Annotated in this window: 10 protein-coding genes; 8 read left to right on the forward strand and 2 right to left on the reverse strand. The window is 61.5% G+C overall.

All coding sequences use genetic code 11. The features are described 5' to 3' along the window. Nucleotides 1-182 precede the first annotated feature (182 nt). From BUE09_RS16730 to BUE09_RS16745, 4 genes are all read left to right on the forward strand, one after another. Nucleotides 183-815: a TetR/AcrR family transcriptional regulator gene (locus BUE09_RS16730; protein WP_073302570.1), complete on the forward strand. Its 633-nt coding sequence runs from the start codon at nucleotides 183-185 to the stop codon at nucleotides 813-815. A 193-nt stretch (nucleotides 816-1,008) separates the two neighbouring features. Continuing rightward, entirely contained in the window at nucleotides 1,009-3,069 is a 2,061-nt protein-coding gene (locus tag BUE09_RS16735) for a putative bifunctional diguanylate cyclase/phosphodiesterase (RefSeq protein WP_073302572.1), read from the forward strand. Between the two features lie 61 nt (nucleotides 3,070-3,130). Next, the gene (locus BUE09_RS16740; protein WP_073302574.1) at nucleotides 3,131-3,814 is read left to right on the forward strand and encodes a spermidine synthase; all 684 of its coding nucleotides are present in this window, start codon (nucleotides 3,131-3,133) and stop codon (nucleotides 3,812-3,814) included. Between the two features lie 133 nt (nucleotides 3,815-3,947). Further along, nucleotides 3,948-5,333, forward strand: coding sequence for a sensor domain-containing protein (locus BUE09_RS16745; RefSeq protein ID WP_073302576.1), 1,386 nt, complete (start codon nucleotides 3,948-3,950; stop codon nucleotides 5,331-5,333). A gap of 35 nt (nucleotides 5,334-5,368) precedes the next feature. On the opposite strand, the gene BUE09_RS16750 is transcribed toward BUE09_RS16745, so the two are convergent. Next, nucleotides 5,369-6,214: a GIDE domain-containing protein gene (locus BUE09_RS16750; protein ID WP_073302670.1), complete on the reverse strand. Its 846-nt coding sequence runs from the start codon at nucleotides 6,212-6,214 to the stop codon at nucleotides 5,369-5,371. Nucleotides 6,215-6,253: 39 nt separating this feature from the next. Further along, nucleotides 6,254-6,826: a LemA family protein gene (locus tag BUE09_RS16755; protein WP_073302578.1), complete on the reverse strand. Its 573-nt coding sequence runs from the start codon at nucleotides 6,824-6,826 to the stop codon at nucleotides 6,254-6,256. A gap of 192 nt (nucleotides 6,827-7,018) precedes the next feature. On the opposite strand from BUE09_RS16755, the gene BUE09_RS16760 reads away from it, so the two are divergent. The 4 genes from BUE09_RS16760 to BUE09_RS16775 all read left to right on the forward strand — a co-directional run bounded on the left by BUE09_RS16760 (nucleotide 7,019) and on the right by BUE09_RS16775 (nucleotide 12,158). After that, the gene (locus BUE09_RS16760) at nucleotides 7,019-8,362 is read left to right on the forward strand and encodes an imelysin family protein (protein WP_073302580.1); all 1,344 of its coding nucleotides are present in this window, start codon (nucleotides 7,019-7,021) and stop codon (nucleotides 8,360-8,362) included. Between the two features lie 168 nt (nucleotides 8,363-8,530). Beyond that, nucleotides 8,531-9,946, forward strand: a complete 1,416-nt coding sequence (locus BUE09_RS16765) for a di-heme oxidoreductase family protein (protein WP_073302582.1) — start codon at nucleotides 8,531-8,533, stop codon at nucleotides 9,944-9,946. Nucleotides 9,947-9,987: 41 nt separating this feature from the next. After that, nucleotides 9,988-11,061, forward strand: coding sequence for an imelysin family protein (locus BUE09_RS16770; protein WP_073302584.1), 1,074 nt, complete (start codon nucleotides 9,988-9,990; stop codon nucleotides 11,059-11,061). 2 nt (nucleotides 11,062-11,063) lie between these two features. Further along, complete coding sequence (locus BUE09_RS16775) at nucleotides 11,064-12,158, forward strand: DUF1513 domain-containing protein (RefSeq protein ID WP_073302586.1); 1,095 nt, start codon at nucleotides 11,064-11,066, stop codon at nucleotides 12,156-12,158. Nucleotides 12,159-12,197 lie beyond the last annotated feature (39 nt).

Raw genomic sequence — 12,197 nt, forward strand, 5'->3', positions numbered from 1 at the left:
CGGGCACTCTTGGCTTGCGAGCTGTACAGGGGGTGATCGGGTGAAAGGTATACCGGGGCTGTCATTCAGCTCCCTGGTTCCCCTCATACCAAGGCTGCCGTTGCCTTGAGGCCGTTCGGAAGCCGGTGCTAGGATGCGGAGGCAGGCCACCAGGCTGGGTGGTCATGAATTGAACAGGCCCTATGTCCAGTATTCGCGAACGCAACAAAGAACTGATCCTTCGTGCTGCCAGCGAAGAATTCGCCGAGAAGGGCTTCGCCGCCTGCAAAACCAGCGATATTGCCGACCGCGCCGGACTGCCCAAGCCCAACGTCTACTACTACTTCAAAAGCAAGGAAAACCTCTATCGCGAGGTACTGGACAGCATCGTCGAGCCCCTGCTGCAGGCGTCTGCTCCGTTCAATCAACCCGGCGAACCAGCAGATGTGTTACGCGCCTACATCCGCACCAAAATTCGTATTTCCAGGGAACACGCTTGCGCCTCCAAGGTGTTTGCCAGCGAGATCATGCATGGCGCGCCACATCTACCAGCCGAGCGTGCCGCGCAGCTCAATGCTCAGGCCAGCCATAATGTGGCTCGCATCCGGGGCTGGATTGAAAAGGGACTGATGGCGACCGTCGACCCTCATCACCTGATGTTCAGCATCTGGGCGGCGACCCAGACCTACGCCGATTTCGACTGGCAAATTTCTACCGTCACCGGCAAGCCCGAACTCGATGATGCTGACTATGAAGCCGCCGCCGAAACAATCACCAGGATGGTCATCAAAGGCTGCGAGGTTAAGGAAGCGAATCCAGTTGACGAACCCCTGTAGTCAAATCGCAATGATGTCTGTGGTATCGCCGTGTGGCGCCGCTTTCCGATTCAATCAGAATCCGATCACAGACCCGGCAGGACATCGGGCGATCTGCTACGTTTTGCCTCGCGCGCATACCCGTCGTCTTTGACGCATCACCCACGACAACCAATACTTGCGTTGGCACCCGGCTCGGAAAAAGGAAATTCTATTGACCGCATTGCGTAACAGTCTGTCCCGGAAACTGCTCCGCATCGTTTTGCTGTCTGCGCTTGCCGTTGGCCTGGTACTGAGCTGCGCGCAAATCGTTTTCGATGCCTACAACACCCGCCAGCTGATCGACGCCGAAGCGCAGCGAATCCTGCGCATGACCCGTGACCCCTCCACACAGGCGATCTACAGCCTGGACCGGGAAATGGGCGCGCAGGTCATGGAAGGCCTGTTCCAGCATGAGTCGATTCGCAAGGCGTCGATCGGACTACCCGGGGAGCCGCCACTGGCTGAAAAGTCCCGCCCACTCATGCCACTATCCTCGCGCTGGTTGACGGACCCGATCCTAGGCCGCGATCAGGACTTCTCAATACCACTGATCGGCCGCCCGCCTTACAACGAATACTACGGCGACCTGCGCATCACACTCGATACGGCGCCCTATGGAGAGGCGTTCCTCAGCAGCTCGGTGGTGCTCTTTGTGGTCGGCATCCTGCGTGCGCTGGTGCTGGGTTTCCTGCTGTACCTGATCTATGAGTGGCTGCTGACGCGACCGCTGACCAAGCTCATCGAACACATGTCGCGCATCAACCCGGGTCGCCCCGGCGAGCACTCACTGCCGATGCCAAAAGGGCACGAGCGCAATGAACTGGGACTCTGGGTCGAAACGGCCAATGGCCTGCTCGCCTCGATTCAACACAACATGCAGTTGCGCCATACCGCCGAAAGCAACCTGCAACGCATGACCCAATACGACTCGCTCACCAACCTGCCGAACCGCCAGCAGTTGCAACAGCAACTGGACAACATCCTGAGCGAGGCCACCCGACTGCAACGCCGCGTGGCCGTACTCTGTCTCGGGCTGGATGATTTCAAGGGTCTGAACGAACAGTTCAGCTACCAGACTGGCGATCGCCTGCTGGTGGCCCTGGCCGATCGTTTACGCAATCAGAGCGGGCGTGTAGGGGCGCTTGCCCGGCTGGGAGGCGACCAATTCGTGCTAGTGCTGGTCGGCTTCGAACAACCCTACGAGGCAGCCGAATTGGCGCAGAAAGTCCTCGACGACCTGGAGCGCCCCGTCACCCTCGATGAGCAACACATACGCTTGCGCGCCACCATCGGTATCACCCTGTACCCCGAAGACGGTGACAACACTGAAAAGCTGCTGCAAAAAGCCGAACAGACCATGACGTTGGCCAAGAACCGGTCACGCAATCGCTACCAGTTCTATGTCGCCAGCATCGACAGCGAAATGAGGACGCGCCGGGAGTTGCAGAATGACCTGGCCGAAGCGCTTGCACGTGGCGAGTTCCATCTGGTCTATCAGCCGCAGATCGACTACCAGCTCAAACGCATCACCGGCGTTGAAGCCTTGCTGCGCTGGGCTCACCCGAGCGGCAAGATGGTTCCGCCCGACATCTTCATTCCCATCGCAGAACAGAATGGCAGCATCATCGCCATTGGCGAGTGGGTGCTCGACCAGGCCTGCCGCCAACTGAGCGAATGGCATCAACAGGGTTTCAGCGACCTGCGCATGGCGGTCAACCTGTCCACGGTGCAGCTGCACCACGCCGGGCTGCCAGGGGTGATCAGCAACCTGCTCAGCAGCCACAGACTGCCACCCGAGACGCTGGAGCTCGAGGTGACCGAAACGGGTTTGATGGAAGACATAGCCGCCGCCACCGATAATCTGCACAGCCTGCGTCGCTCCGGCGCGTTGATCGCCATCGACGATTTCGGAACCGGCTATTCATCGCTGAGCTATCTGAAAAGCCTGCCGCTGGACAAGATCAAGATCGACAAGAGCTTTGTGCGGGATATGGCGGCTTTCGAAGGCGATACCACCATCGTTCGCGCCATCATCCAGTTGGGCAAGAGCCTGGGTATGCTGGTGATCGCCGAGGGCGTGGAGACCGCCGAGCAGGAACGCTACCTGATCAACGAAGGTTGCAACGAAGGCCAGGGCTACTACTACAGCAAACCCGTGTCAGCGCCTGAACTGACCGCCTTGCTCAAGCAATCGCTGCGCTCCGAGCGCCGGCTCAATTCCGAACACCTATAAGCACTGTTTGCCCCGTCGCACATCAAATGCGCACCTCACCTTCAACTTAAGAGCGTCACCGATGAAGCGTTTTGTACTGATCGACACCGCCGAGATTCCGGATGGCGGCGGCGCCCTGTGCCTGTTCGAGTACGGTGACGACTTCGTCATCAAGATCCAAGGCGGCAACGGAAACCAGTTGATGAATACCCGGACACATGGGTCCGAAGATGCGCTGGCGGAGATACCCTGCCGAAAGATCGCGCAGCGGCCGCAACCACGGGTGCTGATTGGCGGCTTGGGTATGGGCTTCACGCTCGCGTCGGCGCTCAGGCACCTGGGCGACAATGCCGAAGTTCAGGTCGCCGAACTGGTACCCGGCGTGATCGACTGGAATCGTGGTCCGCTGGGAGAGAAATCCGGCATGCCGATCAACGATCCTCGAACCCGCGTGCTGCGCAGCGATGTCGCCGAGGTGCTGAAGAACGAGCCGCAGGGCTATGACGCCATCATGCTCGATGTCGACAACGGTCCCGAGGGACTGACCCGCAAGGGCAACAGCTGGCTGTACTCTTCCACCGGGCTCGACGCCTGCGCCAAGGCGCTGCGCCCCAAAGGTTTGCTTGCCGTTTGGTCGGCGAGTGCCGATCAGGCATTCTCGCAGCGCCTCGCCAAGTCAGGGTTTACCGCCGAAGAAGTCCAGGTGTTCGCGCACGGCAACCGCGGCACCCGGCACACCATCTGGATCGCGGAAAAGCGCGGATAAAAACGCGAGGCTCTAGAGGGAGATATCTCATCGCCATCAAAGTAGCTATCGGCCCCCTGGAGCGCTCCACTACACTCAAGGCTGTCCACACCGATCCGTCCCGATACCGCGCAGTACTGAAGTGGTACGTACGATGAAAACCGAGCCTCGCCCCGCGCTGGAAACTGTTCTGGATCTGATGCTCGATGCGGTCTGCGTCGTCGATGCCAACGGCCGCTTCGTCTATGTCAGCGCTGCCTGCGAGAGCATATTTGGCTATACGCAAGAGGAGATGATTGGTCGCCAGATGATGGACCTGGTAGCGCCCGAGGATCGCGAACGCACCTTGCTGGCGGCGCAGCAGGTGATGTCCGGCCAGCCCAGCCTGCATTTCGAGAACCGCTATATTCGTAGCGACGGGAGACGGGTAGATATCATGTGGTCGGCCCGCTGGTCCGAGGCCGATCAGTTGCGGGTCGGGGTGGCACGCGACATTACCAGGCGCAAGCGTTCCGAATCGCTGCAGGAAGCGGTCTATGCGATATCCGAGGCGGCTCACAACGCAGCCAATCTGACTTCGCTATTCGAGCAGGTCCACCAGATCACCGGCCGGCTTATCCCGGCGCCAAGTTTCTTTGTTGCCTTGAACGACCCTGATCAGGGCAACGCCACATTTCCTTACTGCAAGACCGCTGGCGATCCGGCCCAGCTTCCCCTCGACCCAGCCGCGGCGCTGTGTACAGAGGTCACCCGGACCGGACAGGCATTGCTGCTGACCGCACATAGCGAGAACGTTTGCGACAACCTCAAGCTATTGGCCGCCACGGACAACTTCTGCTGGCTGGCAGCGCCGCTCTCCACCCGTCAGGGTTGCATCGGCGCGCTGCTGCTCAACGATACGGCGGAAAATGCAACCTATTGCGAGCAGGACATAGACCTGCTGCAGTTCGTCGCCAACCAGGTCGCCACTGCCATTGAACGCAAACAGCTGCAAGCACGTCTCGAGCGGATGGCGCAGTACGATGAGTTAACCGGCCTGCCCAATCGAGCCTTCCTCTTCGACCGGCTGAAGACGGCGCTGGCGCGCGCACGGCGCAACAGCGAGCGGTTGTCACTGCTGTATCTGGATCTCGATGGTTTTAAACAGGTCAACGATGGCTATGGGCATGGTGTGGGTGACCTGCTGCTGCAAGCCTTCGCCCGCCGGCTTACGCAACACACTCGTGAGACCGACACGGTTGCGAGAATGGGCGGCGACGAGTTCGTCGTGTTGTTGGAAAGCAGCCCGACCGCAGCCGATACGGAGGTCGTGGTCACGCACATTCTCACCGCGATGCAAGCGCCGATAGAACTTGCAGGCCTGGCCCTGGCGATCCAACCAAGCATTGGCGTGGCCTATTTTCCAGAGCACGGCACCGACGAAGCATCGCTGCTCAGGCGAGCCGATGAGGCGATGTACCAATCCAAATCAGCAAGCGCGCAGCAGCGCCCAAACCTTCAACAGCCCGTTTTTGCCAAGTTCGACATAACTCCGCCATAAGCGACACGCGCGCGGTTCTGGATGCCCGCCGCGGCTCACCCAACCATCCGGGCAGCCAGCACCACCGCACCAAGCAGACAAAGTGCTGCCCCACCAGCGGCCTGCCAGCGAAAGCGTCGCGCGAGCACTTCCTCGCCGTGACTGGACAGTACGAAGGGCAAGCCCTCTTCTGGGCGCACCAGCTGATGCAGCGCTTGCCGGTCGCTGGCCAGACGATGACGCTGCTGCGCTTCAAGGCCGGCGGCGAGGCGCACGCGGCTCCACTCCGCCTGGTCGAGCTGGCCGTCGCGATTATTGTCGAAACGCTGCAGCAGCCCGGCATAGTCCTCCTTCCATTCCCGCACAACCTGGCCCTGGGCGACCAACAGGTCGAGGCCCTGCCGACCACCGCCGGTTGTACGAAAATCGCCAATCGCGTAAAGGGGCTCGTCGGCATGCAACCGCTCCTCGGTGTAGCGGTACTGCCGATGTCCAGTCAGCCAGGCCAGCACGCCAGCGGGGCGCGCGCTACGAGGGTGGCGCTGGTTACCGGTCCAACGGTCCCGCCGCGCGGGCAGCACTTCGGCGCCCCGCGGATCGATCAGGCAGTCTCCGGTCGCATCGAACAGCCGCAACAGCCCCTCGCTGCTGCCCTGCTCGAGTATCCGCCAGCTGCCGCGCTTGCCGCCGGAGCAATACTCCTCGATACGGTAGCGCCACCAGAGGCAGGGCGTGGCCGTCAGCGGCGCGAGCAATGGCGGCATCTCGGGAAGGCCTCGCAACACCCCAGCCAGCTCGACGTAACCTTGCGCTGCCGAGCGAATCCGCGACGTCGGTGTGTCCAGCAAGTGACGCAGTTTCGACCAGCGGCTGCTCCACAGCCAGCCGCCAATCAGACACATCGCCACGCCAGCAGCGCTCAGCAGCACCTTGGCCCCCGCTCAACCGAACAGCGGTTTGAGGTCGAGATCGGCCTTCTCCGCCTCGCTGAACTGCAACAAGGCGGCCTCGCGAAACCCGAACGCACGAGCCAGCAACACATCGGGAAACTGCTCGACGCGCACGTTATTCAGATTGACCGACTCGTTGTACAGCTCGCGGCGATCGGCGATGCCGCTTTCCAGCCCGCTGATGCGCTGCTGCAGATGACGAAAGCTCTCGTTCGCGCGCAGCTCCGGGTAGCTCTCAGCCAGGGCGAACAGACGCACTAACCCTGCACGGAGCCCGGTTTCCGCCTGGCCAAGTGCGCCGACATCGCCCTGCTCGCGGGCATCGGAGACCGCAGTGCGCGCCTTGATCACCCGCTCCAGGGTGCTGCGTTCGTGCTGCATGTACTGCTTGCAGGTTTCCACCAGCTTGGGCAATTCATCATGGCGCTGGCGCAACAACACATCAATGTTCGACCAGGCCTTGCTTACGCCGTGCTTGAGCCGCACCAGGCCGTTGTAGAGGACCACGGCGTAAGCCGCAGCGAGAAACAACAGGACGCACGCAATGGCGACACTCAGGCTCATCAGGGCGACTCCAGTAAGGTAACCAGCTTTTTAGAGGTGGCATTCTAGCGGTACCAGCAGACGCGATACGCGACCTGTTCCACGCATTTTCTTTGCACAAAATGCAAATCTTTCGCATTATGTTCTGCATCCATTTGTCGCAGCCCCTGCTGTCGACCAACTCCTACCACCCTGCAAGCAAAGGAACCCGCCATGCTACGCACTCCCGTCTGGGCTACCGCCAGCCTTCTGGCTGTCGCCATTTCACTCGCTGGTTGCGGCGAAGACAAAGCACCGGCAGAACAGGCCGCTGCCCCGCAAGCTGCCACCACCCAGAGCGAACCGGCACCGGCTGCCCAAGAGACCGTGAACAGCGAAGCCGCGCAGGCGGTGGTCAAGCACTACGCCGATATTGCACATGCGGTCTTCAGCGATGCGCACAGCGCCGCTCTGAAACTGCAGGATGCCGTGGACGCTCTCCTGGCCGATCCGACCGAAGAAACCCTGCAAGCGGCCAAAGCGGCATGGATCGCCGCTCGCGTTCCGTATATGCAGAGCGAAGTGTTCCGCTTCGGCAACCCGGTCGTCGACGAGTGGGAAGGTCAGCTCAACGCCTGGCCGTTGGACGAAGGCATGATCGACTACGTCAAGGGTGACTATCAGCACGCCCTGGGCAACCCTGGCGCCACTGCCAACATCATTGCCAACAAAGAGCTGCAGATTGGCGAAGACAAGATCGACGTCAGCGAGATCACCGGAGAGAAGCTTGCCAGCCTTAACGAACTGGCCGGCTCCGAAGCCAACGTCGCCACTGGCTACCATGCCATCGAGTTTCTGCTCTGGGGTCAGGACCTGAACGGCACCAACGCCGGCGCTGGCGAACGTCCGGTGAGTGACTTCATCGAAGGCGAAGGCTGCACCGGCGACAATTGCGACCGCCGTCGCGCCTTCCTAAAGGCCGCCACCGAACTGCTGATCAGCGACCTCGAAGAAATGGTCGGCGAGTGGAAAGCCGGCGTCGCCGACAACTACCGCGCCAGCCTGGAAAAAGAGTCGGCCGAAAACGGACTGCGCAAGATGTTCTTCGGCATGGGTAGCCTGTCGTTGGGCGAGCTGGCTGGTGAGCGCATGAAGGTCGCGTTGGAAGCCAACTCGCCGGAAGACGAACACGACTGCTTCAGCGACAACACGCACAACTCGCATTACTACAACGCTAAAGGCATTCGTAACGTCTACCTCGGCGAGTACGAACGCATCGACGGCAGCAAGATGACCGGCCCAAGCCTGGCATCGCTGGTGGAGGGCACTGCGCCTGAGGTCAACAGCACCCTGAAGACCGACCTGGAAACCACCGAAGCCAAACTGCGCGTGCTGGTCGAAAGCGCCGAAAATGGCGAGGCCTTTGACCAGTTGATCGGCCCGGACAACAGCGAAGGCCAGGAAAAGGTTCGTGCTGCAATCGCTGCGCTGGTCCAGCAGACCGGCTCGATCGAGAAGGCAGCTGGTGCTCTGGGCATCAGCGACCTGAACCCGGACACCGCTGACCACGAGTTCTGATACAGCGCCCTGGGAGCGGTGCAATGCCGCTCCCTCTGGCACCGATACACCCTCCCCCGGGCTTCGTTGCTCGATTGGCCAACCGGCCTACCGCTAAATGCAAATTGCTCTTATTCAAACACTCGTAGCCTGCTAAGATTGCCGACCTTTGAAAGGCTCAGGTTACCGATGCGTCCGTTTTACTTCCCTGTCGTTGCACTGCTGCTGGCCTTGGGCCTGAGCGCTTGCGACGAAAACCCGCCGCGCTTTGAACAGGCAGAATCAGGCGAGGCGCTTTCCGGTGGCAGCACCACGGTCATCAAGTCCGACCAGAATGCCTTCTCGATGCCATCCGCCAACCTGTCACCGATGCGCCGGCTGGACTTTAGCGTCGGCAACAGTTTCTTCCGCAACCCTTGGGTTATCGCGCCCTCCTCGACGACGGCACGAGACGGTCTTGGTCCGCTGATCAACACCAACGGCTGCCAGAACTGCCACATCAAGGACGGCCGTGGGCATCCGGCGGAAGCCGAGCGCGGCAACGCCGTGTCGATGCTGGTGCGCCTGTCGATCCCGGCAGGCGAGGCGCACGCCGAGGTGGTCCGTCAGCGAGGCATCGCGCCTGAGCCCACTTATGGCGGCCAACTACAGGACATGGCGATTCCTGGCGTCGCACCCGAAGGCAAGGTTCGTCTCAGCTACAGCACCCATACCGAACGCTTCGCTGATGGCTTCGAAGTCGAACTACGAACGCCGCAACTGAAAATTACCGACCTGGGCTACGGCCCGATGCATCCCGACACGCTGTTCTCGATCCGTGTGGCGCCGGCAATGGTCGGCCTCGGGCTGCTGGAAGCGATTCCGGAAGCGGCGATACTCGCCAACGCCGACCCGGACGACCGCAACGATGATGGCATCTCCGGGCGCCCGAACCGGGTATTCGATCAGATTACCCGTGAAACGGCGCTGGGCCGCTTCGGCTGGAAAGCCGGACAGCCGAATCTGAACCAGCAGAACGCTGACGCTTTCTTCAATGACATGGGCCTGACGACCAGCCTGCTGTCCGGCAGCAGCTGCACGCAAGCACAGACGGACTGCCTGGCGATGCCCGACGGCGGCAAGACCGAAGTCAGCGACCATATCCTGTCGCTGGTGCTGTTCTATTCGCGCAACCTTGGCGTGCCGGCTCGGCGTAATGTGGACGACCCGCAGGTCCTGGCGGGCAAGACGCTGTTCCATCGCGCGGGTTGCCAGAGCTGTCACGTCCCCAAATTCACCACCGGCGATGCCGCCGAGCCCGAACTCGCCAATCAGGTGATCCGCCCTTACACCGACCTGCTGCTGCATGACCTGGGCGAAGGGCTTGCCGATCATCGCCCGGAATTCGAGGCCACAGGGCGGGAATGGCGCACCCCGCCTCTCTGGGGCCTCGGCATGACCGAGACTGTCAGCGGGCATACCCAACTGCTGCATGACGGTCGCGCCCGCAATCCGCTCGAAGCCATACTCTGGCACGGCGGCGAAGCAGAGCGCGCCAAGCAGACCGTGCTTGGCTTCGACAGCGACGAGCGCAGCGCCCTGCTGGCTTTTCTCGGGTCCCTTTAATGCCGAGCCAGACGCACCCTTGCCCAGCCCTGAGGAGCACTATGTACCCCAACCGTATCTCCCGTGCCGCCACCGCCACTGCACTGGGCCTGCTACTAAGCGCCTGTGCGCCATCCGATCCGTACCAGGAGACAAGCCAGGCGCTGACCAACGAGGTCCTGCTACCGGCTTATACCGACTGGGCTGAAGCCAACCGCCGCATGGCAGCCAGCAGCATCGCCTTCTGCGCTGACAATGAGGAATTGGACGATGCGCGCCAGGCGTTCCTGCACGCGCAGCTCGCGTGGGCGGGCTTGCAGCCCTTGCTGATAGGACCGATGGGTGAAGGCAACCGGGCCTGGCAAGTGCAGTTCTGGCCAGACAAGAAGAACCTGGTCGGCCGGCAGGTCACCACACTGCTGAAAAGAAAGCCACAGCTGACCCAGGCCGACCTCGAAAATGGCAGTGTCGTCCTGCAGGGCTTGTCTGCTTATGAATATGTGCTCTACGACAAAGCCGTAGACCTGACCGATAGCGCGACCAAAGCGCGTTATTGCCCGCTACTGGAAGCCATCGGTGAGCATCAACAGAAGCTCGCCGCCGATATCGTGCAGGCCTGGGAAGCCGAGGACGGCATGGCCGCCCAGTTGAGTGAGTTTCCCAACGAGCGCTACGCAGAATCAGCCGAAGCGATTGCCGATTTGCTACGGGTCCAGGTCACCGCACTGGACGGTCTAAAGAAGAAGCTCGGCGCACCGCTTGGTCGTCAGAGCAAGGGCTTCCCGCAGCCATTCCAGGCCGAAGCTTGGCGCAGCGACGCTACGCTTCCCAGTATCGATGCCGCACTCGCCGGCGCCGAACGGCTCTGGCTGGGCACCGATGGAAACGGGTTGAAAGCGCTGGTGCCGGCCGAGCAGGCTGAGCTGGCCAAGCGCATCGACGTTGCCTACGAAACAACGCGCCAGCATCTGGTGGACATCATGCTGCCGTTCAGCGAGTTGATCGCTGACGAAGCCGGTCGGACGCGTCTCGATGCGCTGTATCAGGACATCGATGCCTTGCACCGCCTGCACCAGACCGAACTGGCGCGCGCTCTTGGGGTGCAGATCGGCTTCAACGCTCACGACGGAGACTGATCATGAAACGTCGTGCTTTCCTGGGTCTCGGCAGCGCACTGGTGGCCGCTTCAGCCGTCGGCGGCTGGACGTTGACGCATCAAACCGAACAACCGCTGCTGCTGTCGGCACGTAACGATGCCGATGGTCGTCACTATGCGGTCGGCTACCGCCTCGACGGTAGCCAGGTCTTTGCCACGCCCGTCGCCGAGCGCTGTCACGATGTCTACGCGCACCCGCACCTGCCGCTCGCCGTATTCGTCGGACGCCGCCCAAGCCGTGAAAGCTATCTGATCGATAGCCGTGACGGGGCGCTGCTGCAAGTACTGGCGTCACCACCTGATCGTCATTTCTATGGGCACGGTGTCTTCCACGCCAGTGGCGACTGGTTCTACACCACCGAGAACGACACCGCCGAAGCCGGCCGCGGTGTACTCGGGGTCTACCGTGTCGAGAACCGCCAATTGGTGCGTAGCGGTGAGCATTCCACCTACGGTATCGGCCCGCATCAACTGCTGTGGATGCCCGATGGCGAGACGCTGGTAGTCGCCAACGGCGGAATCCGCACCGAAGCCGACAGCCGTCAGATGATGAATCTGCACGCCATGGAGCCCAGTCTGGTGATGTTGCGCCGCGATGGCACCTTGATCAGCAAGGAACAGCTGCCCGAGCAGATGAACAGCGTGCGTCACCTGGCAGTCGCAGCCGACGGCACCGTGGTGTCCGGCCAGCAGTATGAAGGCGACCCAATGGATCGGGTGCCGTTGCTCGCAATCAAGCGCCCCGGCCAGGCATTCCAGGCGTTCCCGCTGGGCGAAGCGCAACGCCAAACCATGAACCAGTACACCGCCAGTCTGGCGATCAACGACACCCTTCGCTTGCTTGCCGTGACGGCTCCACGCGGCAACAAGGTATTCATTTGGGACCTGGACACAGCGGCGCTGCGCGAGGAAATCCATCTGCCGGATTGTGCCGGCGTCGCGGCAGTCAAAGAAGGCTTTGTGGTCAGCTCCGGTCAGGGCCGCTGCCGCCTTGTCGACTGCACCGGCAAGGTGTTCGTCAGCACCCCTCTGCTGCTACCCGCAGGGCTCTGGGACAATCATCTGCGCTTGGTCTGAAAGCGTTCAAGTATCGAAGAAAACGGCCGAAAAGCCGGC

It is taken from the genome of Stutzerimonas xanthomarina DSM 18231 (genome assembly GCF_900129835.1).
GTDB classification, from domain to species: Bacteria; Pseudomonadota; Gammaproteobacteria; order Pseudomonadales; family Pseudomonadaceae; genus Stutzerimonas; species Stutzerimonas xanthomarina.

Coding starts and splice junctions, on each gene's coding strand:
- BUE09_RS16730 (WP_073302570.1), top strand. CDS start 183: ATGTCCAGTATTCGCGAACGCAACAAAGAACTGATCCTTCGTGCTGCC.
- BUE09_RS16750 (WP_073302670.1), bottom strand. CDS start 6,214: ATGTGTCTGATTGGCGGCTGGCTGTGGAGCAGCCGCTGGTCGAAACTG.
- BUE09_RS16765 (WP_073302582.1), top strand. CDS start 8,531: ATGCGTCCGTTTTACTTCCCTGTCGTTGCACTGCTGCTGGCCTTGGGC.
- BUE09_RS16745 (WP_073302576.1), top strand. CDS start 3,948: ATGAAAACCGAGCCTCGCCCCGCGCTGGAAACTGTTCTGGATCTGATG.
- BUE09_RS16740 (WP_073302574.1), top strand. CDS start 3,131: ATGAAGCGTTTTGTACTGATCGACACCGCCGAGATTCCGGATGGCGGC.
- BUE09_RS16775 (WP_073302586.1), top strand. CDS start 11,064: ATGAAACGTCGTGCTTTCCTGGGTCTCGGCAGCGCACTGGTGGCCGCT.
- BUE09_RS16755 (WP_073302578.1), bottom strand. CDS start 6,826: ATGAGCCTGAGTGTCGCCATTGCGTGCGTCCTGTTGTTTCTCGCTGCG.
- BUE09_RS16770 (WP_073302584.1), top strand. CDS start 9,988: ATGTACCCCAACCGTATCTCCCGTGCCGCCACCGCCACTGCACTGGGC.
- BUE09_RS16760 (WP_073302580.1), top strand. CDS start 7,019: ATGCTACGCACTCCCGTCTGGGCTACCGCCAGCCTTCTGGCTGTCGCC.